Below are 23,629 nucleotides of genomic sequence, written 5' to 3' on the forward strand. Positions count from 1 at the left end.
CTTTAATAATAAGTTAGTTTATCCTTTAAAAGTTCATAGAAAAGTAGTAAAATTAATGATTATAAGGGTAAGGCATTCTTAGTTTTAGTTTTTAGATGCCGGTAGAAAAGAAGGGGATAAAAACATGGAAGAGGTAATATTGAATATAATTATGCATAGCGGAGAAGCTAGAAGCCATGCTATGGAAGCGATTTCTTCAGCAAAAAGTGGTGATTTTGATGAAGCAAGAGAGCTAATAGTTAGGGCTGATGAGGAATTAGGATATGCCCATAGCTCTCAAACAAGTCTAATTCAAGGTGAAGCTGCAAATGACAATATAGAATTTTCACTGCTTTTAGTTCATGCTCAAGATCATTTAATGACAACGATGACTTTTAAGGATCTAGCAGTGGAACTAATTGAAGTACATGAAAAAATAAACTCTATTAATAAATAGATTGAGGTATTACGTATGAAAAACAAAATTAAATATGCTATTTTATTTTCAGCTCTTTTAGTTATAGGGATAATAAGCATTAACCTATTTCAACCAAATAAGGATCAACAGGTTAAAGGAAGCATAGAACTTTTAGTAAATGAAAATTCCTATGATTATTTGGTAGAGTGTGCTAATAATTTTATGAAGCAAAATGATAAGACTACGATTGTGATAAGCAGATTAGAGAATCATAATCAGATAATTACTAGCAAAACAGAAGATAAAGTTAAAAATAAAGTTCCTAATATAGCTCAAATTGACAGATATGATTTTGAACAACTAAAACTAAACGGTTATGAGTACTATAATAAAGATAATAAACTTTTAAGTGACTATGCTAAGAATTTTTCTAAATATAGAGTATCTCAAGTAAAGTATGGTGAAAACGCTATAGGAATACCATTAACTTCCAAGCCGTTAGCTTTTTATGTTCGAGAGGATATGTTAAGGAAATACGGATATAAGAAAGAGAGCATGAATACATGGGAAGATGTTATAAGGATTGGTAAGGATATATATACAAAAAGTCAAGGAAAAGTTAGTATTATTAATGCAACTGGACAAGATTATGAGGATCTGTTGGACTTAATAACAATGGAGATATTAAGCGATAATGAAAAAAACATGGATGTTATAAAATCAGAAGTTCAAGCTATGATGAAGAACTTAAAAGATAATAATGTTTTAAATTTTCAAGAGGATGGAGAATTTTTAGCTAGGATATCTTCAATCAATGCGATTAGAGAGATAATGGCTTTAAATGAACCTTGCGAATGGAGTGCGGGCAATGTTCCGAGTCTTAAACCAGGAACAAATAAGTTTTTTGCATCTGAGGGAGATAATCTAATAATATTAAATCAGAATAATGATAATGAAAAACTTATAGAAAAATTTATAACATATGTAATTACTAATAATAAGGAAGCTATAAAATATGTAGAGGAGGGAAGATTCTTTTCAAGTTATTTATCAACTTATAATAATAAAGAAATAGAAAATCCAGTGAAGAATTTTATTGGTAATAGTCCGCTTCTAATACTAAGTAATATAGAAGAAAAGGCTCCGGAAATTAGTGATTATGATAAATATATAAAGTTAAAGCAAGAGCTTAGAACACAGTAGGTATTGTATTGTGGGAAACTTAAAGTTAAGCGTGAACAACCGAAAGAGAATACATATATATGTATTCTCTTTCGGTTGCTTGGTGGTAAGTCTAGGTTACTCCATTAAGTTGAGTATTACTCAATAACTTTTTGTATGCATCTAAAGTTTTTTTAGCAGTCTTCCTCCAGGTGAATTCTAGACTTCTTAAATAACCTCTTTCACTTAGATCAGCCTTTAATTGTTCATCATTTAGAAGAGTTACTAAAGCTTTTTCTAATTCATTTATATTATGTGGATTTATTAAAATTGCAGTATCGCCAGTAACTTCTGGAATTGATGTTAAAGTAGATGTTATAACTGGTACCTTACAGCTCATGGCCTCTAATGGTGGTAATCCGAAACCTTCATATAAAGAAGGATAAATAAATGCATCACAACCACTATAAAGAATAGGTAAAATATCATCTTCTAAATATCCACAAAAAACAATTTTATCTTCAAGGTTGTTATTTTTCACAAAAGTGAGAAGTTTTTCACCTTCATCTTTCAAAGGACCTCCTAAAAGTAATTTATATGGTTTATCTAAGTCCTTATAAACTTTACTAAAAGCTCTAATTATACCTAAAACATTTTTTCTTAAGCTAAAACCACCAATGTACAATATATATGGTTCTTTAACTCCGAAGGTATGATCCACATATAGCTTGCAACTATTTTTATCTAAAGGCTTAAAGTTACTATTAGCAGCAAGTGGAGTGACAAATATTTTTTCTTCTGGATAGAAACTAAAGAATTTTAAAATATCTTTCTTTGAGTATTCAGAAACTGTTAGAATACCGCTGGAATTAGATATTATATTAGGCATATCTCGTAAAAATCTTTCCAAATAGCCTTTCCCAACAGTTTCAGGCATAATATATGGAATCAGGTCGTGAATTGTAACAATAGTAGGGGTTTTTGTATCAAAATCAAGTCCTATTCCATTTTGAGGGATATGATATAGATCAGCATGAAATCTATTCAATTGACTTGGAATATAGCATTTCTCATAAAAACCGCCATGTCTACCAGAAGAATATACTACATTTGTATTTTCTTTATTGAAAGCACTGTTAAATTCTCCAGTGCAAAATAAAGTATAGTAATCTTTCGAATCTAAAGAAAGGATTTCTGATATAAGATTATTAGTATAAGTACCAATGCCGGTCCCATGATGTAAAGTAGCACTACGAGCATCAATGGCAATTTTCATATGAACACCTCAATAAATACATATATAGTATAAAGTATTAATTAATATTAATATTTGTGAATCTAAATCACAATAAATTATTTAAATACATATAATAAAAATAAATAATGGCTGGTAGGAAAGTTTTATGGAGAATAATAAGGATATACTCAAAATTAAAAGCTATGTTGAAGAAAATTATAGCCTAAATGTAGATAATATAGAAAAAGTAAAAAACAGCTACAGAATTATTACGAAAGATGAGGGATATTGTTTAAAGGTAATTAAATATGATTTCTCTCATTTTTATTTTATTTTTTCTGCTATGAAACACCTACAAAGAAAAGGATTCACCAATATTCCTGAGTTTATTATGAACAAAGAAAAAAGAGAATATGGAAGTGTGGATGGAAAATATGTTTATTTAACAAAGTGGATTTCTTCAAGAGTAAGTAATTATGATAATCCTTTAGAATTAGCAGCAATATCAAATGAACTTGCAAATTTACATCAATGTAGCAAAGGCTTTACTTTAGAACTAAAAATGAGACCTAGAATTGGATGGTTTTCTTGGACCAATGTATTTGAGACTAGAAAAAATGAGATATTGGATTTTAAAAATAGAATAAACCAAAAAGCATATAAATCGAGTTTTGACTTACTGTACTTAGAAAATGTTGAGAAGGAAGTAAAAAGAGCAGAAAAAAGTATATTAGGTCTTCAAAAAAATAATTATGTAAAGGTTATGGAGAAAGAAGTTTTTACCAGAGGATTTTGTCATCATGATTATGCCCATCACAATGTTTTAATAGATAATAATAAAAACATCAATATAATAGATTTTGATTATTGTATATTAGATTCTCATATTCATGACTTGGGATCTTTGCTAATAAGGGCTATGAAGGATGAAAAGTGGGACAAGGAAAAAGCAGACTTAATACTGAATTCTTATAGCAAAGGGATGGAAATTAAGAAAGAAGAAATACCATTAATAAGAGAATTTATAAGATTTCCACAAGCCTTTTGGCAAATAGGTTTGCAAGTATATTGGGAGCAACAACCTTGGGGAGAGGAGTTTTTCCTTAATAAATTAGAGAAATATTTAGATGATTGTGATGGTAGAGAAAAGTTTATTAATAGTTATTTTGATGGAGGAAATTAATATGGATAAATTATCAATAACTGAATGCTTAAGGTTAAAGGGAATAACTATTATTGGACACGATTTTAGCTATGATAAAAACATAAGCAAAAGAGACATCACTTCTCAAATTGAATTAATAGTAGAAATTCAGAAATCTTTGATAGGTTGTAATTTTCCTGGATTAAGCAGAATTAGAAGCATAATAGGTAGGGAAGTAGAGGAATATAAAGTCCAAGTAAAAAAATTGCAAAGACATTATGAATATATAGTTAGTAAACCTTGCACAAGCGAAATAGAAAATTTAATTTTATCAGATGGAAAGATGATGCTTAAAAAAGCAAAAAGGGCAGTAAATTATATTTATGAACATGATTATTACGGTGTTATAAAGCGTAGTATGAATAGAGAAGAGATATGTATTGGTAAAGTTGATAAAAATAATTTAAGAAAAGTTGAAGGAAATATTGAAATAGGGACAATTAAAGGAATGGCATACAATTTAGTAGAAGAGGATTTATATTATTATATCAAAAGGCTGCAAAGGAAGGAATTTCAAATAGATGAAAAAGAATTAATAGAAATGTTTGTGCGAGCATCTCATCTATCTTTTAACAGTCTTGATTATTTAAAAGGTCTATGTAGTTACCCAAAAGATTTTATGAAGAGCTGGGAAAGGTATAGAGATAGAAAGAAAGATGGAATTAACGAAATACATCACTCATTAAGTGTTTGCAATTTAGAATGTAAGGAGGATAAAAAAGAGAAAACTGTTGAAGAGATACTATCAGAATTAAAGCGAAGTTTAAAGTATGAAAGCAAAAGTTTTATCATATAAGTATCTTTATGAGAGGAAATTTTTATATATAGCTTAGTTATGTGGGAGGAAAAATATGAATAAAACTAAGTATTCAGAAAAAAATTATTTATGTGACTATGATTTGAGTTTGAAATTATTTGATGAATTAGAAATAAAGGTAAAAGATATTACGCCTCTTAGAAAAGTATTTGTATTATATACAGATGAGGGAAATAAGATTTTAAAAAAAGTGAATTATGGAGTAGATAGAATAAATCTAATAAGTGATTCTTTAGAATATGTTAAAAAAAAATATAATCATGTAATATCATACAAAAAATATAAAGATAATTCGAGCTATAAGAAGTGGAAGGATGATATCTATATTGTAATGGATATACTAGATGGACGGGAAGCATCATTTTCAAATCCTATAGAAATAGATCTTTGTGCAGAAAATATAGCACTGATGCATAAGGCATCTAAAGGGTTAAGAGAATATTTAAAAGACAAATATAATAGAGATTTTTTAGATATATCACTTAAAGAAAAGTTTAGAAAGGCATATGATGAATTAATTTCTATGAAGGAGCTTGTAGAGTGTTACAGATACAAAAATGAATTCGATAATTTGTTTATTGATAATGTAGACAAATACTTGATAGAGATTAAAGAAGTTCAACATTTGCTTGAAAAAAGTAAATATGAAGAATTAATAAAAAGTGGGGATACTATTTCTCTTTGTCATAACGATTTAGCTTATCATAATTTTTTAACTAAAAATAATGAGGTAAATATAATAGATTTCGATTTTATGACAATAGATTTAAGAGTAATGGATATTGGAAATTTTATCTTAAAGTCTATAAAAAATGCAGGCTTTGATATAGATAAAATGTTAACATGTATCAATGGATATGAGAATATCTCTACATTAAAGAAAGAAGAAAAAGAGTTATTATATATATTAATAAAATTTCCTAAAGATTTTTATACGATTTCAAGAGATTACTATTATAAAAGGAAAAAATGGGAGTATGAAGTTTATTTAAGCAGGTTTGAAGCAAAATTAAATAATGAGGATTTCAGATATGACTTTTTGAAAGCATATGAAAATAAATTTCTTATAGAAAAGCCGACTCAACAATGAATTAATTTATAGATTTGATATTTAAAGAGGAGCACTCTTTTGAGAGTGTTAAATAGAAAGTGGCTGTAAGCATTTCATTAATAAAAGCTGTTTCGTTATTTGACATACTATTTTGGAATAACTATGGAATAAAACAGCTTTCAGTTAGTAGGATTCACAGCCATTTTTTTGTTAGCTAATACCAGACTATTTCTAATTATATTGAAATTTTATATATAAATCGTTCTAAAAGTATTATTATAGTGTATTAGTATGGGAAAGTTATTGACACAAGACAAACGACTTGGTATATTGTTTATAATTTTAATCGACATAGGAGGGATGCTAAATGCTTAAAAAATCTCTTTTGGATATGAATTTGGAAGACATTAAAACCGGATATTTATTTAATTCAGATAAAGGAATATATGAATGTTTAATTTGTGGAGAAATCTTTGAGGCAGGAGAAGTATATCCGATAAATGGAAGGTTTTTTGATGCTAATAAAGCAGTAGCTTTCCACATTAATGAGAGACATAATTCTATGCTTGAGCTTTTACTTGAGTTAGATAAGAAATATACAGGAGTTACTGAAAATCAAAAAAGTTTGTTAACAGATTTTTATAATGGTTTATCAGATAGTGAAATAGCTAAGAAAAATGGAGTAGCAGCGGCGACTATAAGGCATCAAAGATTTGTGTTTAGGGAAAAAGCTAAACAAGCAAAAGCATATCTTGCTATTTTTGAATTAGTTGAAAATTCTACAAAAAAACAGCAAAAAGAAAATTTAGTTGAATTACATAATGGTGCAAAGATGGTAGATGAAAGATATGAACTTACTTATGGAGAACAAAATAAAATAATAGAGACATATTTTGATAACAGTGAGTCTCTAAAATTAAAATCTTTTCCTACAAAAGAAAAACGAAAAATAGTTGTGCTCAGAAAAATATCTTCTTTATTTGAGATGAACAAGAAATATTCAGAAAAAGAAATAAATATAATATTAAAGACGGTGTATCAGGATATTGCCACGCTACGAAGATATTTAATTGAATATGGTTTCATGGAGAGAACTACGGATTGTAGTGAATACTGGTTAAAGATTTAAGTTGAAAAGCGGCCTAAGTAGAGGTTGATTTTTAATGGTCTAATAAAATTTTCTGGAATTAACAGGCAGCCTATTTTGGCTGCCCATTTTGGTATATAAGTTTTTGATTCAGGTGCAAAAAATCTCCACTTGAAGTATTTTATAAATGGGTTATATGAGGAAAAGGTTATAAGATGATTGAGCAACAAAACTAGGTAGAAATCCTCAGCTCTAAAAATAGGCAAATGTTTTATCCAGTATTATTTTAAAGTTTTAATATGGATTCATAAGCCGATATTGTATCGAGAGCAGTTTTATCCCAGGAAAAGCTTTTACTACGAGTTAAGCTTTTCTTGACCATGGTTAGTCTTAATAAGCTGTTACTTAACACTCTTTCGATATCATAAGATAATGCATCTATATCATTTGGATCTATAAAAAGTGCAGATTCATAACATACTTCTGGAAGTGAAGTAACATTAGAAGCTATTACAGGCGTTCCACAAGCCATTGCTTCTATAGGTGGTAGTCCAAAGCCCTCATAAAATGATGGGTATACTAAAACTTCAGTAGCATTATAAAATAAAGGCATATCTTCAATAGGAATAAAATCTGTAAAAACAACATTGTTAGAGAGATGTAATTCCTCAGCTCTATTTCTATATTTTTCATAGGAAGCGCCTTTTTTACCTGTAATCACTAACTTGAAAGTTTCTTTTAACTTATTAGGAAGATTTGCATATGCTTCAATTAGACCTATTATATTTTTTCTTGGGCTAAAGCCACCAACGTATAATATGAAATCTTCCTGTATGCCATATTTTTTTGTGATAAGATCTTTTGATTGACATTTACTAAGTGGCCTATAAATATCTTGAGCAGCAAGTGGAGTAACATAAATATTTTCAGAAGGAAAATCAAATTCTTTAGCTATATCATCTTTAGAAAAATTAGACACGGTAATTATTCCGTCACAGTTTTTCAGGATTTTAGGCAATTCATTATTAAATATTCTAAGGTATCTATCACTAACAGTTTCAGGCATTCTTAACGGGATTATATCGTGCAATGTAATAACTTTTTTACAAGTGATATTTTCTGATAGTCCAACTCCATTCTGTGGTACATGGTATAGTTCAATATCAGTATTATTCAATATATTTGGAACATTTACATCATCCCAAAAACTGTTAGAAGATGTTGAGTCAACGAATGAAGTTTTAAAATTACTTTTTAAATTTTCTATAGAGTTACATTGTGGCATGAAAATTAAATAGTTATTATCAGAATCAACATTACTAAGACTTTGTATTAATTGATTAGTGTATGTGCCTATTCCAGTTCCGTGATACCACTTTGCAGCTCTGCCATCTATTCCTATTTTCATTATTAAACCCTTTCATAGCATTTATCCTAATCCATTATATTAAAAGAATATAAAAAATGTTAATAAAAGAAATACAACTCTCATATAAATATACAGGAGGTGAGAACTATGATGAGGGAATTTGAAATAGAAAGACAATTTAACATTAAGATAGAAAAAATTAAAGCTAATAAAGGAGTATACTATCTTAAAACAGACAAGGGCGAAAGATGTTTAAAGAAAATAAATTATGGACCTCAAAAATTATTATTTGTATACGGTGCTAAAGAGCACTTGAGGAAAAATGGTTTTAATAATTTAGATAAATATTATTTAAACATAAATGGAGAACCTTATGCATTAGTTAATGAAGATTTATACACTTTATCTGAATGGTTAGAAGGAAGAGAATGTGACTTTCATAATATAGATGAGGTAAAGATTGCAGCTAAAACTTTAGCTAATCTTCATGAAGCATCTAAAGGATATGATCCACCAGAAAATTCTAAGCTTAAAAGTGATCTTGGTAGATGGCCTCATTTAATAGAAAAGAGAATTAAATCTCTGGATAAAATGAGAGATATGGTGCGAAAGAAGAGTATAAAAAGTGATTTTGACATACTGTATTTAAAGTCTATGGAATTTTATAAGGAAATTGGAAAGAAGGCTTTAGCAACCTTAAATGAATCAGACTATTACGAATTATGCATGTTTGCAGAGAATGAAAAAAGCTTTTGCCATCACGACTTTACTTACCACAATATAATCTTAAGTGAGAATATGGATGTACATGTTATAGACTTTGATTATTGCAAAAGAGAAATTAGAACCTTTGATATTAGTAATTTTATGATAAAAGTTCTAAAGCGAGTAGAATGGAATTTAGAATTTGCTAATGCAATTATAGATTCGTATAATTCAGTATATCCGTTAAAATCAGAGGAATATAAAGTATTATATGCATATCTTCAATTTCCACAAAGATATTGGAGACTTGCTAATAGGTACTATTATAATGAAGTTAACTGGGGACAAAATACATTTGCAAGTAAATTAGAATCCATAATAAATGAGCAGGAAAAGTATCTAGATTTCTTAGAAAAATTTAAGAATGATTATAAAATATAACGAGCAAATATTAAAGGAAAGAACTGGTTAAAAATAATTTTATATTATTTTTAACCAGTTCCTTTATTATTAAGACTAAGAAATATATATGAACAGCTATTATAATGAGAAACCTTTAATAACCTCTACCATATTATAAATTGTGAAATAATATCATAGGAAGAGAATAATGGAGATAGGAGATATTGTTGTAAGAAAATCATACAATAAAGATATTACATTTAAGATAATTGATATCAAAAATAATAATGGTAAAGATAATATTATTTTAAAAGGAATTAATATAAGAATAATAGCTGATGCAAGTATAGACGATTTAGAAATGGTTGAAGAGGAAGATAGCGGCTCTCAAGATAAAATTCTAAATACTAGAGTAAATGAGGCTATAAAGAAAGCTATGATTTTAAGGGGAGATCTTAGGGATAAAGTTGAGAAGTCTCCAAAAATAAAAGCAAAAAATGATTTAATGTTTGGTAGGCCTGGAAAAATACTTCATGTTGATGGAGATAGTGAATACATGGAAACTTGCTTGAAAGTATATAAACAATTATCATTGGATGCTGTTGGCAGAGCTATACCTGAAAGAGAACAACCAGATGTAATTGTGGATTTAGTTAAAGAAGTAAAACCAGATATTGTAGTTCTGACTGGTCATGATAGTGTTCTAAGAGACCCCAAAGATTATCTATGCCTAGACAATTATAGAAATTCAAAATATTATTTGGAATCTGTTAAGAATTTGAGAAATTATAATTCAAGTTATGATGAGTTAGTCATATTTGCAGGAGCATGTCAAAGTTGCTATGAAAGGATATTAGATGTAGGTGCTAATTTCGCATCGAGTCCCAATAGAGTTTTAATTCATTGTCTTGATCCTGTTTTTGTATGTGAGAAGATTGCTTATACAAGGATAGATAAAGTAGTATCGATAACTGATGTAATTGAGAATACAATAACAGGGATAAAGGGAGTTGGAGGGCTACAGACTAGAGGCAAATATAGAGAGGGATATCCTAAATCTCCATATATTTAAATATATGGTTAACAAGTTAGCTAGCAATAGTATTAAAATCTTTTTAATAATTTTTTGTTGCAAAATATAACAAATCTAATGTTCATATATTATAAAGAGGGCTATATGCGTATTGAAATAAAAGTAATATGCTATAACCTTCTTTTTAACGCTTTATTTGAGATGATTGCTATTATTAATTAGGATTTGCATACAGGATAATATGGACCAAAATTCAAATTAATAAAATAGTAATTTTTATTATTGATGGAATATGGTTTATAATTAAAATATTAAAAAAACAAAAATAAAGTATGTAAGAAGGAATGTTGATGAGAGCAAATCTAAATTTAATAATTAAAAAGAGTATTAGAAGGATAAAAGATATTTTTTCTATAGAGGAGATTGTAAAAAAGCATAAGCTACACAGTATATTTAACACGATTATTATTATAGCAATATTAATTTTTTCATTATTTACAATTCTTTCGTATAGAATGGTTGAATATAGTAATAGCAACCAAAATAAAATGTATGAGGATGGATACTTGGCATCCAATTATGCTAATAAAATTAATGAAGATATTTTAAACATAAGAATAAATTCAATTTTATATTCAACTTCCTATGAACAAGCTATAGCAGATGAGTTAAAAGTATATGGAAAAGATATTGAAGATAACGTTAATAATTATAAATCACTTCATAATTTAACAGAAGAAGAAAAGGATATACTGAGCAGACTTGAAAAAACCAATGAGCTTCATTCGGTTAAGGTTAAGGAAATGATTTATGACATTAGTAAGTCGATAGAAATTAAAGATACTGTAGTTAAGGAAATTTTTTATTTAGAGAATACAACAATTGGATTAAGTAAGCAATTACTAGACTATTCAAATGTGTATGTACATAATTTAAATGACAAGAATAAAGAGATAAATAGGATAGTTATAAGCACAATTATTATTGTTAATTTGGCTATGGTATTTCTATTTATTATAATTATTTTTATCGTTAGAAAAATTAATGAAACTGCAGATTTTTATGCTTTTTATAGTTCTATTACTGGATTACCAAATAAAAAATATGTGGTAGATACTTTAGCTAATGACATTTCTAAAGTGGGTAAGGATAAATATGGAGTATTAGCAAGCCTTGATGTGGACAACTTTAGGGCAGTTAATGATACCTTGGGACATAGCTGTGGTGATAAATTTTTGAAGGAAGTTGGAAGAAGGTTCAAAAAGATAATAAATGCAGGAGATTATGTCTGTCATGTCAGTGGAGATGAGTTTTTATTTTTTATTAAATCTGTAAATAATAGAAATGAAGCTGAAATTATGGCAAAGAAAATATTAAATACGTTTGAGGAAGTATTTTGTATCAAAGGAAATAGAATTGATTATGTAACTTCAAGTTTAGGATTAGCGGTCATTAATAAGGATGGAAATGATTTTGAAACTTTATATAATTATGCAGATGATGCTATGTATTATTCAAAAAGGGCTGGAAAAAATAGATATAGTTTTTATGATAGGGAAATGAGTTCAGGAGTATATGAAAAAGCCATAAAGAAAAAAGAAATTGAAGAAGGAATTAAGAATGGAGAATTTAAGGTGTTTTACCAGCCTAAGATATCAAATAAAGAAAAGTTTTTAGGGGCAGAGGCCCTTGTAAGATGGATAAAAAATGATAATAAAATCATACCACCATCAGAATTTATAGAATTTGCAGAAAATGAGGGACTTATAAAAAATATAGGTGAAGTAGTTATTATCGAAGTATGTAAAAAAATAGATGAGTGGATTAAGAAAGGTTATAGCAACTTTAGGATAGCGATTAATTTATCAGCGGAACAACTTATAAATGATGAGCTATGTGATAAGGCATTAAATATTATAAAAAAATTTAGAATTCCATTTGAATATATAGAATTCGAAGTTACTGAATCTATAATAATAAAGGACTTTAATGTTGCAATTAAGAATATTGAAAAAATTAAGAGTTATGGTATTAAAGTCAGCCTTGATGACTTCGGTACTGGATATTCATCTCTAAATTACTTAAAGGAACTTTCAATTGATTGTGTAAAAATTGATAAGTCATTCATTGATAATTTAGTTTTTGATGATGCAAGTAATGTTATGGTTAATACAATAATAAAGATATGCCATTACTTTGGTTATGAGGTAGTAGCTGAAGGCGTTGAAAAAAGAGAACAAGTTGACTGTTTAAAAGATTTAGATTGCGATATATTTCAAGGATATTATTTTGGAAAACCAATGAATCACGAGGACTTTGAAAGTCAATTTTTACTAGATTTAGATAGATAGATTTATATAGTCTATTAAGTATCTAGAAAATTAAATGAAAAATATAATTAAAAAGTAAATTTCATAAGAAATAGAATAATAATTAAAAAAATACAGATAATAAAATAAAATAGCCGATAAATATATATAATTGGAAAAATGTTTACATTGACAATATACCGTTGTTAATGATAAAATAATAATTTTACTTGACAAAAATAAGCCTATAAGGTATAATATATAATGAAAGAGGGTGTTTACATGGAAAAAGTTAAAACTATTGCTTCCATTAAAAACGACATAGAGAGGCACGTAGGTCAGAAAGTGACTCTGAAAGCTAATGGTGGAAGAAAAAAGATTTTAGTTAACGATGGTATAATTGAAAGTGTATACCCAAGCATTTTTGTAATAAGATTAAAAAATGACACCCAAAGGACTGTGACATATAGTTATTCAGATGTATTAACAAAGACTGTACAATTGGTATTTCCAACTAGAATATAAACTTCGATTAAATCGGGGTTTTTCTTTTTAATAAAGAATATTAAATAATAACTTTACAAGTAAATTTATTATTTAATATTTATTTTTATTATAATTTAAATAAATGGATGTTTTTAAAAATGTAAGATAATAACTTTCTGGTGATATTTCTGAATAGGCGCCATTAGAGAAGTAAATTATTGGAAAGTTTAAGATGTGTTTATGAGATGTTTTGAAAAAAATTACCAATAAATTGATAATTTAAACGCAAAATTCGCTAAGAAAGCTGAATTAATTGCATGCAAATACAAAAAAAGAAAGATGGTGGGTTTCCATCTTTCAACTATGGTATAAAAGGGTATTGAGAATTTATGAGAGGTTATATGGTCAATAACCACTTACTATATTACGACAAAAAATAGTATATGTCAATAAAAAACGAAAAAAAATTTAGAAGAAAAAATTATCAGGCGAAAATTATAAAATCTTTACTAAAATTTAATATTAAAATAAAAATATACCTATCATAAATTTCATCTTAAAAGTATATAAATGAATAATAGGAATTTTATGGAGGTATAAAAAAGATGGCAGATATAGATATCATAAAAGAAAATGTACAATTTGAGCAGTTACTTAGAGAAAACAATACTAATACAGTATTAAAAGATGAATACTTAATACCAGATACTCATCCAGACGTACAAGAGATATTAACTGTAGAAGCTAGACCGACTATAACTAATAAGGAACTAATTGGTGATAAAATAGTAATTGAAGGTAAAGTTGAATACACAGTAATATATTTAGCTAAAGAAGATGGCTTAGTGGCAAATTCGGTTAGCTATAACCAAAACTTCACTAATAATATTGATTTAAATCAAGGTGAAAATAAAGTGATTTGTGAAGCGGAGTGTAATGTTGAACATATAGAAGCTGCTATAATGAATGAAAGGAAAATATCTATCCAAGGCATAATTACAATAGATTGGGAGCTTTATAAAAGCAATGAATTCGAATTTGTAAAAGATATAGAAGGAAGCGATGAGGTAGAAGTATTAAAAAATACAGAAACAATAAACAAAATGAATGCAACTGAAAATGTTGAATTAGTTGGTAGATCTATGATCAGAGTAGGAATGGATAAGCCTCAAATTAGTAAAATATTAAAATGTTCATTATTACTGCACAAAAAAGAAATAAAAATTGTAGACGACAAAATATATCTTGGATGTTACTGTAAATTAAATATTTTATACAAAGGAGAGGATTCTAGAGAATTAATTCCGTTAGAGGACGATGTTTACTTATCAAAAGAAGAAGAAATTAGAGGCATTACATCAGATATGATTCCAAATGTTTCATATGAAGTGTTAAATAATGACTTAATGTTAGAAGAAGACGACTTGGGAGAAGTAAGAATCGTAAATGATGAGTTCGTAGTGAGAGCGAATGTTAAAATATTTTCAAAGGAAAATATAGATACAATTAAAGATGCATATTCTACTAAATGTTTGCTTGGGCTTAAGAAAGATGAACATGAGGTTGGCATTCTACATGGAATTAATAACTCTGAATCAATAATTAAGTATAATATTCAATTGAAAGATAATGATTTAAGACCTGAACATATTATATCTGCAAATGGAACTATAATAATAACTGATAAGCAAGTTATGAGAGATCGAGTTGTTGTAGAAGGCATTGTTAAAGCAGATGTGCTATACAAGACAACAGATGAGGAAAAATATTTATCACATATTAAAGCTGAAATACCATTTTCAGCAATGATAGATATTAGTGGTGCTGACGAAAATATGAAATCTATAGTGAAAGCAAATTTAGAAAACATAGATGCAGCAATAGAAGGAAATAGTATAGCAATTAAAGCCAATATAATATTATCTGGCAAGGTTTTATACGAAGTAAATAAAGAATTTATTTCAGACATAATTGAGGAAGAGGGAGATATTCCAGAAAAAAAAGCAAGCATAACTATTTATGTTGTGGGTAAAGGCGATACTTTTTGGGATTTGGCTAAGAAGTATAATACAACAGTAAATGATCTGATTAAAATAAATAAAATTGAGGATCCTGAACATATAGAAGAGGGAAGAAAATTAATAATTCCGGGAAGAGCTATTTTTTAGGAAATAATAAGTTCATAAAATAAAGAGAGGTTTCAAGAGGCTTTATAGTTATCTGGAAGCCTCTTTTTGTTGAAGCTAATTTTTTGAATAATTATTAAAATTCGTGGATAGAATATGTAATGCATGATATGAGGTGATAAAATTTGAAAAAAGTTTTAAGTGGTAATTTAATAATCATTGGAGGAGCAGAAGATAAAGAAGGAAAAAAAGAAATTCTAAAAAGAGTATGTGATTCTATTGATAAGAATGAAGATGTATTATTAGTTGCAACAATCGCAACTGACTATCCCAAAGAAGCCGCGAGTAAATATAAAGAAGTTTTTGGAGAGCTTGGAGTAAAAAATATAAAAGTATTAGATATAAGCGAGAGAACAGAAGCATCTGACGATATGAATGTAGAACTAATAAGAGAGTCTGCATTAATATTTTTTACAGGAGGAGATCAATTAAAAATAACAAGTTTAATTGGTGGAACTCCAGTTTACGATGCGTTAGAAGAAGCATGGAAGAATGGTGCATTTATAGTAGGGACTTCAGCAGGGGCATCTGTAATGAGTGACACAATGATAGTTCAAGGACAAGATGATGATGATCCAAGAAAATGTACATTAAAAATGTCTCCAGGACTAGGGTTAATTAAAGATGTTATAATTGATCAACATTTTGCTCAAAGAGGAAGAATAGGAAGGTTATTAACAGGAATCGCACAAAATCCTGAAGTTTTAGGAATAGGAATAGATGAAAATACGGGAATAATAGTTAATCAATCCGGAAGAATAGAAGTTATAGGAGAAGGGGCAGTTTATTTTATTGATGGTAGTGCAATTACTTATACTAATGTCTCAGAATTATACGCGGATGATATTTTAAGTATGCACAATGTTAAATTACATGTATTAACTGATGGAAATAAATTTGATCTTATAAAAAAGTCACCTTTTGAGGAGGAAAAGTTTAGTCATGAAGATACTACAAAAGAGAATATATGAAGGACAGAATGTTTATTCTCATAAAAAGTGTATAAGAATAGATGTCGATTTAGAAGGATATTGTGAAATTCCAAGCAAGGATATACCAAATTTCAATTTTAATCTTGTTAATATTATACCAGAGTTAAAAAATCATAGATGTGGTATTGATGAAGAAGGAGGCTTTGTTAAAAGACTCAGTGAAGGAACATACTTAGCACATATTTGTGAACATATAATGATTGCAATACAAAATAATTTGGGTATGGATGTTTCATATGGAAAGGCAAGAGAAATTGAGGGGGATATGTATTATATCATCATCCAATATGAATATAAAAATACTGCTACTGAAATTGCTAATTTAGCTATTGATTTAGTAAATTCATTAATTAAACAAAACCAAATAGATTTTAGTGGAAGAATAGATATTATAAAAGAAATTCTACAAAATGAGCAAATGGGAGCAACTACAAAAGCAATTTGTGATGCAGCGAAAGAATATAATCTTCCGGTAATGCAACTTGGTGATAGCAATATATATCAAATAGGATATGGAAAAGCTGGTAGAATAATAGAAGCATCAATAGGAAGTAAAACAAAGTGTGTAGGTGTTGATATATCTTGTGATAAGCTTTTAACAAAACAATTACTTCAAAATCAGAATATTCCTGTAGCAGAAGGAAGCAAGGTACATAATTTAATCGGATTATTACAGGAAGCAGAGAGAGTAGGATATCCAGTAGTATTAAAACCTCAATGTGGAAATAAGGGTCAAGGGGTAATCCTTAATATAAATAATCAGAAGCAATTAGTTGAAGCATTCATGAATTTAAAGAAAAAGCAAAAGGATATAATTCTTGAAAAATATCTTGATGGAAGAGATTATAGAGTTTGTGTAGTAAACTATAAGGTGGTGGCGGCATCGTTAAGACTCGCACCTTTTGTTATTGGAAATGGCAAGGATACTTTAAAGAAATTAATTGATGTTATTAATGAGGATCCTCTTAGAGGAGAAGATCACGAAAAAGCATTAACTAAAATAAAAATTAATCAAGAATTAATTTCTTGTCTCTCAAAAAGAGGATTAGAATTAAACTATATACCTAAAGACGGAGAAAAAATATTATTAAGAGAAAATGCAAATCTTTCAACTGGTGGTATGGCAGTAGATTGTACTGATGAAATTTGTGAAGAAAATATTGAACATTGTATAAATGCGGCGAAAACTTTAGGGTTAGATATATGTGGAGTTGATATCTGTACAAAGGACATAAGTGTTCCACTTGAAAAGAACAATGGTGTTATATTGGAGGTAAATGCTGCTCCAGGAATAAGAATGCACCATTATCCTCTAAAAGGAAGAACGAGAAATGTAGGAAAAGCGATTTTAGAAATGCTTTATGATGAAAAGCCATATAATATTCCTATAGTTTCTGTTACTGGAACAAATGGAAAAACAACAACTACAAGACTAATAAGTCATGTGCTAAGAAAAGTGAGTAATACTGTAGGAATGACATCAACTGATGGTATATATATAAACGACAAATGCATTCATAAGGGTGATGATGCAGGATTTGAAAGTGCAAGGACAGTTTTATTAAATAAAGATGTAGAGGTAGCAGTTTTAGAAACGGCTAGAGGTGGATTGGTAAAAAGGGGGTTAGCGTATGATCTTGCAGATGTAGCTGTTGTAACCAATATAACAAATGACCATTTGGGTTTAGATGAAATTAATAGTATTGAAGAACTAAGTTTTACAAAAGCATTAGTTGGGGAAGCGGTAAAACCTAATGGAGTTGTGGTAATAAATGCTGATGATAAATACAGTAAAACTATAATTAATAGGTTTGAAGCTGAGAAGATTTATTTCTCTAAGTCAAAAGAGAATCCTTTGATACAAGAGAATATAAATAATGGTAAAATAGCTGTCTTCATAGAAAATGATATTATATGTGTAGTAAACAAAAATAAAAAATATGAGGTAGTTTCAGTAAAAGAATTACCTATATCTTATAATGGACAACTGGAGTATAATATCGAAAATGCTATGGCAGCTTGTGCAGGATTGGTAGGTCTAAATATTGATTATTGTATTATCTCAAAAGGATTTATGGATTTTAAATTGGATGGAAAATACAATAGTGGAAGGTTTAATGTATATAATTATTATGGTAGAAAAGTTATTTTAGATTATGCCCATAATATAGAGGGATATAAGGCGGTTATATCTTCATTGAAGAAGATGAAAGGAAAAAGTAATCTTATTGGTGTGATTGGAATACCAGGAGATAGAAAAGATGATATAGGGTATGCGATTGGAGAAATATGTGCCAATAGCTTAGATAAGATAATTATAAAAGAGGATAAAGATAGACGTGGCAGAAATGTTGGAGAAATTGCAGAAATTTTAGAAAAATCTATATTAAAAGCAAATAAAAATGCAGATATAGATATATGCTTAGACGAAGTAGAAGCCTTAAAACATGCTATAAGTGCCAGTAATGAAAATGACATAATTGTAGTTTTTTATGAAAAATTAGATGCGCTTGTAGATGTTATAAATAAAGAGTATTTAGTAGAGTCAAACACCAGAAAGTACAGACGATATATTAATAGTCTGTAACTTGAATTTAATAAGGAACAATACTTTATGCTTTATTAAGCATAAAGTATATACCCCAATATCTCAATGAATGCATAATGAGCCTTTTTTAAATAACTTATTAGACAAGATTTTTTAGCTATGATAGAATATTGTTAAAATGTGCAGAGGAGATATATAAAATGAGGATTAAGGCTTATGCAAAAATAAATATCGCCTTAGATGTTGTGGGGAAAAGAGAAGATGGATATCATTTATTACGAATGATAATGCAGACTATAGATTTATATGACATAATTGAAGTAGAGAAGTGTGAGTCAGGGATAAATATAACTTGTAACAAGCATTATGTTCCTACAGATGAAAGAAATTTAGCATATAAAGCAGCAAGATTATTTAAGGAAACTTATTCTATTGATGAAGGAGTTAATATAAATATAATAAAAAACATTCCTGTATCAGCTGGACTAGCGGGAGGAAGCACTGATGCATCGGGAGTTCTAAAAATTATGAATAAGTTATTTAATATTAATGCAAATAATAATGAGCTAAAAGAGTTAGGATTAAAGTTAGGTGCAGATGTTCCGTACTGTATTAGTGGTGGAACAGCATTATGTGAAGGCATTGGTGAGAAAATTACAAACTTAAAAAGCTTTCAGAATAAGATTTTAGTTTTAATAAAACCGCCTTTTGGAGTTTCGACTAAAGAGGTGTATAAGAGTTTTGATTTATCCAAAGTTGTTTTTCATCCTAGGATAAAGGAGTTAATAGAAGCTATAGAAAATGATGATATTTATTTTATCGCCAATAATATGAAAAACTTATTAGAAAATGTAACTCTGAAGAAGCATAAAATTATTTCTAATATTAAAGAGGAAACTATACTGAATGGTGCCATTGGTACTATGATGAGTGGTAGTGGTCCTACTGTTTTTGCTTTCTTTGATGATATGCTAAAAGCGCAAATGTGTTATGATAATATGAAGAAGAAGTATAAAGATGTATTTATAACAAGAACAATTTAACTTGAAAAAATGTATAAAAAGCCTCCAAGTGGTAATACTTTGAACTACAAGGGGGTTTGTTTATGAAAAGATATTTAAGATTAAGAAGATTAGTATATATAATTGTATTGTGTTCAATTGTAAGTATATTTAGCGGGTGTACAAGTGTTGGAGCAAATAAAGATCTTGAAAGTAGTGCTTTTGGAATGCTAAGTAGAGCTGAAACTCAAGATAATGTAAGAATGCTAGATTATAATGAAGTTAAGGACTCATTAATAAGATTTCATGTTATAGCTAATAGCGATAATGATGATGATCAAAAATTAAAAATAGAAGTGAAAAATAAAGTTATAGATTATTTATATCCTTATTTAAATTCTTCGGAATCTTTAGATGAGTCTAGAGAGATCATAAAAGATAAGATGCAGGATGTAAAAAAGATAGCTGAAGAAGTGATTAAAAATAATAATTATAAATATGATGTGAAAGTTGAATTATCTAGAGAAAATTTTCCGGATAAATCCTATGGGAACATTACCTTGCCACAAGGAAATTATGAAGCTTTTAGGATAATCATAGGAAGTGGACAGGGTAGAAATTGGTGGTGTGTGATGTTTCCGCCATTATGCTTTGTTGATGAATCCAAAGCCCAAGTTGAATATGATAAAACAGAGGAAAAGATAAAGGTGAGCGATGGTAAAAAAAATAGAGCCGAAGAAGTAAATTTAGATAAAACAGAAGAAGCAAATAAAGAAGGAAATAATAATATACAAATAAAATTTAAAATTTTAGAGGTACTTAAAGAGATATTTAATTAAATGGAATAAGAAGACGAAAGAGTTCAATATAAAAAACTGGACAAGTTTTTGTACTATGTGTAATAGTACAAAATAAATTAATAGAATAATGTGAAATAAGATTGAAATGTCAGTTTAAGTATTATGCTAATGAAAAATATATGTATAAAAAATCGGAGGCCGAGTATATGAATAAAAAAGCAATTATAACTGTTGATAGTGCTGTTTTAAATGATGAAGAAGATTTAATAGGAGTAGTGACGCCTGGGGAATTTTATGAAACAGAAGACGGATTTAGAGTAGAATATGAGGAGACAAAATTATCAGGTATGGAAGGTACCAAAACTATTATAATAATAAGAGAAGATTCCTTCGATTTAATAAGAGAAGGGACGACAGAAACTAAGATGGAATTTAAAGATAGGCAAAAGACTGTATCTTTATACAAAACACCTTATGGGGTAATGGAAATAAAAATAGATACTAAAAAATTAGAGATTAATGTTGATGAAGAAGGTGGAATAATAAATACAATGTATGCCTTAGAAATTGGTGGACAACCTGCATTAAAGACTAATTTATCAATTGAAATAAAAGTACAGTAAATTATAGGATACTTAATAACCTCCTTTTCAATATAATAAAAAGATATATTTAAACTGATTAGTTTACAACTATAAGGATATAATTTGAAATGGAGGGATAATTATGGAAAATAGATTGAAATATTTAAGTATTTTAAGAAATATATGCAATTACTATGAAATTAGTGAAGAAAAGTTTATAGAACTGTTAAAGGATAGAGATAATAAATATATATTACTTTTATTATTAAAAAATAATAATTGCTTAGAAACTAGTAGGATAAAAGAAATGCTTAAGATCAAAACATCTAGAAGCATAAATAGTAATTTGAAAATAGCAGAGGAAAAATTACTTGTGAATAGATTTTTTAGAGAAAAGTATTTTGAACTGGAGAATACTATAGAAAAGAGTGACATAACGAATTTATAAAAAAAGACTAGATATTGATATAAATATGTGATATTATAATACCTATGTTATTAAGCAACACAAATACCCCATAGTATATTTTATGGGGTGATTTACATTATAGCATTACTTTACGAATAAGTCAACATCAAGTTGTTGGCATATTTTAACATAGGGAGGATAAAAATGAATACAAAATACATTTTTGTTACAGGTGGAGTTGTTTCAGGTATTGGAAAAGGAATAACGGCAGCATCTCTTGGGAGATTGTTAAAGAATAGAGGAGTGAAAATTTCTATTCAAAAATTTGATCCATATTTAAATGTAGATCCAGGAACAATGAGTCCATATCAACACGGAGAAGTTTTTGTAACGGATGATGGTGCTGAAACGGATTTGGATCTAGGTCATTATGAAAGATTTATAGATGAGAACTTGACTTTAAACTCAAATGTTACAACTGGTAAAATATACAGTTCGGTTATAGAAAAGGAAAGAAGAGGAGAATATCTTGGAGCTACAGTTCAAGTAATTCCTCATATAACAAATGCAATAAAGGATAAGGTTTATCAAGTAGCAAATGAAAGAGATGTTGATGTAGTAATAACTGAAATTGGTGGAACTGTTGGTGATATAGAATCTCAACCATTTTTAGAAGCTATTAGACAAATAAAAAGTGAAGTTGGAGCTGAAAATGTTTGTTACATCCACGTTACCTTAGTACCATACTTAGGAAAAGCAGGAGAATTGAAAACAAAACCAACTCAGCACTCTGTAAAAGAATTAAGAATGATAGGTATTCAACCAGATATAATAGTTTGTAGAGCTGAAAAAGAATTGACAGATGATATTAAAGCTAAAATAGGTTTGTTCTGTAATATAGATGGAAGATCAGTAATTCAAAATCTTGATGCAGAGCATTTATATGAAGTACCATTAATGTTACATTCAGAAGGATTAGATAACCTTGTATGTGAGAAATTACATTTAGGATGTAGAGACATAGATAATTCTGAATGGATCGAAATGGTAGATAGGATAAAGAATCTTAAGAATAACGTAAGAATAGCTTTAGTTGGTAAATATGTTGAATTACATGATGCATACATATCAGTAGTTGAAGCATTAAGTCATGGTGGATTTGCTAATGATTCTAAGGTAGAAATAAAATGGGTCAATGCTGAAAATATTGAAAGCAGCAGTGCTGATGAAATGCTTAATGATGTTGATGGTGTTCTAGTACCAGGCGGATTCGGAGATAGAGGAATAGAAGGAAAGATTGAAGCTATAAAGTGGGCAAGAGAGAACAAGAAACCTTTCCTAGGGATTTGTTTAGGAATGCAATGTGCTGTTATTGAATATTCAAGAAATGTACTAGGATTTGAAGATGCTAATAGCTCAGAAATAAATCCGGATACAAAACATCCTGTTATAGATCTTATGCTAGATCAAAAGGATATAGAGAATCTTGGAGGTACAATGAGATTAGGTCAATACCCTTGTAAATTAGATGAAAATAGTAATTCTTATAAAGTTTATAAGAAGGAAACTATAAATGAAAGACACAGACATAGATATGAATTCAATAATGAATTTAGAAAACAAATAACTGAAGCAGGAATGAAAATTGTGGGAACTAGTCCTGATGAAAGGTTAGTTGAAATTGTTGAGGTTGAAGATCATCCTTGGTATGTTGCAGTTCAATTCCATCCAGAATTGAAATCAAGACCAAATAAACCACATAAATTATTTGTAGGCTTTATTGAAGCGGCAGTAAAAGAAAAATTAGTAAAGTAAATTTGTTTTATATGCATGTTTAATATATAATAATTT

General features: G+C 28.5%; 20 protein-coding genes. 18 read left to right on the forward strand and 2 right to left on the reverse strand.

The window, feature by feature from the left end:
• The first annotated feature begins 124 nt into the window (after positions 1 to 124).
• Both D2A34_RS22150 and D2A34_RS22155 read left to right on the forward strand, forming a co-directional pair.
• On the forward strand, positions 125 to 436 hold the full coding sequence (locus D2A34_RS22150; RefSeq protein WP_079438942.1) for a PTS sugar transporter subunit IIA: 312 nt from the start codon (positions 125 to 127) through the stop codon (positions 434 to 436).
• 15 nt (positions 437 to 451) lie between these two features.
• Positions 452 to 1,600, forward strand: a complete 1,149-nt coding sequence (locus D2A34_RS22155; RefSeq protein WP_079438941.1) for an ABC transporter substrate-binding protein — start codon at positions 452 to 454, stop codon at positions 1,598 to 1,600.
• Between the two features lie 91 nt (positions 1,601 to 1,691).
• Here the strand turns inward: D2A34_RS22155 and D2A34_RS22160 are convergent, their stop codons facing one another.
• Positions 1,692 to 2,834: a glycosyltransferase family 4 protein gene (locus D2A34_RS22160; protein ID WP_079438940.1), complete on the reverse strand. Its 1,143-nt coding sequence runs from the start codon at positions 2,832 to 2,834 to the stop codon at positions 1,692 to 1,694.
• 127 nt (positions 2,835 to 2,961) lie between these two features.
• Between D2A34_RS22160 and D2A34_RS22165 the strand changes: the two genes are divergently transcribed.
• The 4 genes from D2A34_RS22165 (at position 2,962) to D2A34_RS22180 (ending at position 6,996) form a co-directional block, all read left to right on the forward strand.
• A complete protein-coding gene (locus tag D2A34_RS22165; RefSeq protein WP_079438939.1) occupies positions 2,962 to 3,978 on the forward strand; it encodes a CotS family spore coat protein in 1,017 nt (338 codons plus the stop codon).
• A gap of 1 nt (position 3,979) precedes the next feature.
• Positions 3,980 to 4,795, forward strand: coding sequence for a spore coat protein (locus D2A34_RS22170; RefSeq protein WP_079438938.1), 816 nt, complete (start codon positions 3,980 to 3,982; stop codon positions 4,793 to 4,795).
• A 55-nt stretch (positions 4,796 to 4,850) separates the two neighbouring features.
• Positions 4,851 to 5,906 carry a CotS family spore coat protein gene (locus D2A34_RS22175; RefSeq protein ID WP_079438937.1) on the forward strand — a complete coding sequence of 352 codons (1,056 nt, stop codon included), beginning with the start codon at positions 4,851 to 4,853 and terminating at the stop codon, positions 5,904 to 5,906.
• A gap of 328 nt (positions 5,907 to 6,234) precedes the next feature.
• Positions 6,235 to 6,996, forward strand: coding sequence for a DUF2087 domain-containing protein (locus D2A34_RS22180; protein ID WP_079438936.1), 762 nt, complete (start codon positions 6,235 to 6,237; stop codon positions 6,994 to 6,996).
• A 244-nt stretch (positions 6,997 to 7,240) separates the two neighbouring features.
• Here D2A34_RS22180 and D2A34_RS22185 read toward each other — a convergent pair whose 3' ends face one another.
• Entirely contained in the window at positions 7,241 to 8,362 is a 1,122-nt protein-coding gene (locus D2A34_RS22185) for a glycosyltransferase family 4 protein (RefSeq protein ID WP_079438935.1), read from the reverse strand.
• Positions 8,363 to 8,470: 108 nt separating this feature from the next.
• Between D2A34_RS22185 and D2A34_RS22190 the strand changes: the two genes are divergently transcribed.
• The 12 genes from D2A34_RS22190 to D2A34_RS22245 all read left to right on the forward strand — a co-directional run bounded on the left by D2A34_RS22190 (position 8,471) and on the right by D2A34_RS22245 (position 23,593).
• A complete protein-coding gene (locus tag D2A34_RS22190) occupies positions 8,471 to 9,469 on the forward strand; it encodes a CotS family spore coat protein (protein ID WP_079438934.1) in 999 nt (332 codons plus the stop codon).
• 169 nt (positions 9,470 to 9,638) lie between these two features.
• The gene (gene yabG, locus D2A34_RS22195; RefSeq protein WP_079438933.1) at positions 9,639 to 10,502 is read left to right on the forward strand and encodes a sporulation peptidase YabG; all 864 of its coding nucleotides are present in this window, start codon (positions 9,639 to 9,641) and stop codon (positions 10,500 to 10,502) included.
• A gap of 311 nt (positions 10,503 to 10,813) precedes the next feature.
• The gene (locus tag D2A34_RS22200; protein ID WP_079438932.1) at positions 10,814 to 12,814 is read left to right on the forward strand and encodes a putative bifunctional diguanylate cyclase/phosphodiesterase; all 2,001 of its coding nucleotides are present in this window, start codon (positions 10,814 to 10,816) and stop codon (positions 12,812 to 12,814) included.
• Between the two features lie 240 nt (positions 12,815 to 13,054).
• Positions 13,055 to 13,297: a Veg family protein gene (locus D2A34_RS22205; RefSeq protein WP_011967739.1), complete on the forward strand. Its 243-nt coding sequence runs from the start codon at positions 13,055 to 13,057 to the stop codon at positions 13,295 to 13,297.
• Between the two features lie 566 nt (positions 13,298 to 13,863).
• A complete protein-coding gene (locus D2A34_RS22210; RefSeq protein ID WP_079438931.1) occupies positions 13,864 to 15,426 on the forward strand; it encodes a DUF3794 and LysM peptidoglycan-binding domain-containing protein in 1,563 nt (520 codons plus the stop codon).
• Between the two features lie 143 nt (positions 15,427 to 15,569).
• Positions 15,570 to 16,415: a cyanophycinase gene (locus tag D2A34_RS22215; protein WP_079438930.1), complete on the forward strand. Its 846-nt coding sequence runs from the start codon at positions 15,570 to 15,572 to the stop codon at positions 16,413 to 16,415.
• Complete coding sequence (cphA, locus tag D2A34_RS22220) at positions 16,387 to 19,023, forward strand: cyanophycin synthetase (RefSeq protein WP_119367963.1); 2,637 nt, start codon at positions 16,387 to 16,389, stop codon at positions 19,021 to 19,023. The genes D2A34_RS22215 and cphA overlap by 29 nt, the downstream gene beginning before the upstream one ends.
• Before the next feature lie 161 nt (positions 19,024 to 19,184).
• Positions 19,185 to 20,027 (forward strand): 4-(cytidine 5'-diphospho)-2-C-methyl-D-erythritol kinase, encoded by an 843-nt coding sequence (gene ispE, locus D2A34_RS22225; RefSeq protein WP_079438928.1) that lies wholly within the window; start codon positions 19,185 to 19,187, stop codon positions 20,025 to 20,027.
• Between the two features lie 62 nt (positions 20,028 to 20,089).
• A complete protein-coding gene (gene spoIIR, locus D2A34_RS22230; protein ID WP_079438927.1) occupies positions 20,090 to 20,824 on the forward strand; it encodes a stage II sporulation protein R in 735 nt (244 codons plus the stop codon).
• Positions 20,825 to 20,991: 167 nt separating this feature from the next.
• Entirely contained in the window at positions 20,992 to 21,408 is a 417-nt protein-coding gene (locus D2A34_RS22235) for a YwiB family protein (protein ID WP_079438926.1), read from the forward strand.
• A gap of 103 nt (positions 21,409 to 21,511) precedes the next feature.
• Positions 21,512 to 21,817, forward strand: a complete 306-nt coding sequence (locus tag D2A34_RS22240) for a hypothetical protein (protein ID WP_079438925.1) — start codon at positions 21,512 to 21,514, stop codon at positions 21,815 to 21,817.
• Positions 21,818 to 21,982: 165 nt separating this feature from the next.
• Positions 21,983 to 23,593, forward strand: coding sequence for a CTP synthase (locus D2A34_RS22245; RefSeq protein WP_079438924.1), 1,611 nt, complete (start codon positions 21,983 to 21,985; stop codon positions 23,591 to 23,593).
• Positions 23,594 to 23,629 lie beyond the last annotated feature (36 nt).

It is taken from the genome of Clostridium chromiireducens (genome assembly GCF_003575225.1).
GTDB lineage: Bacteria > Bacillota > Clostridia > Clostridiales > Clostridiaceae > Clostridium > Clostridium chromiireducens.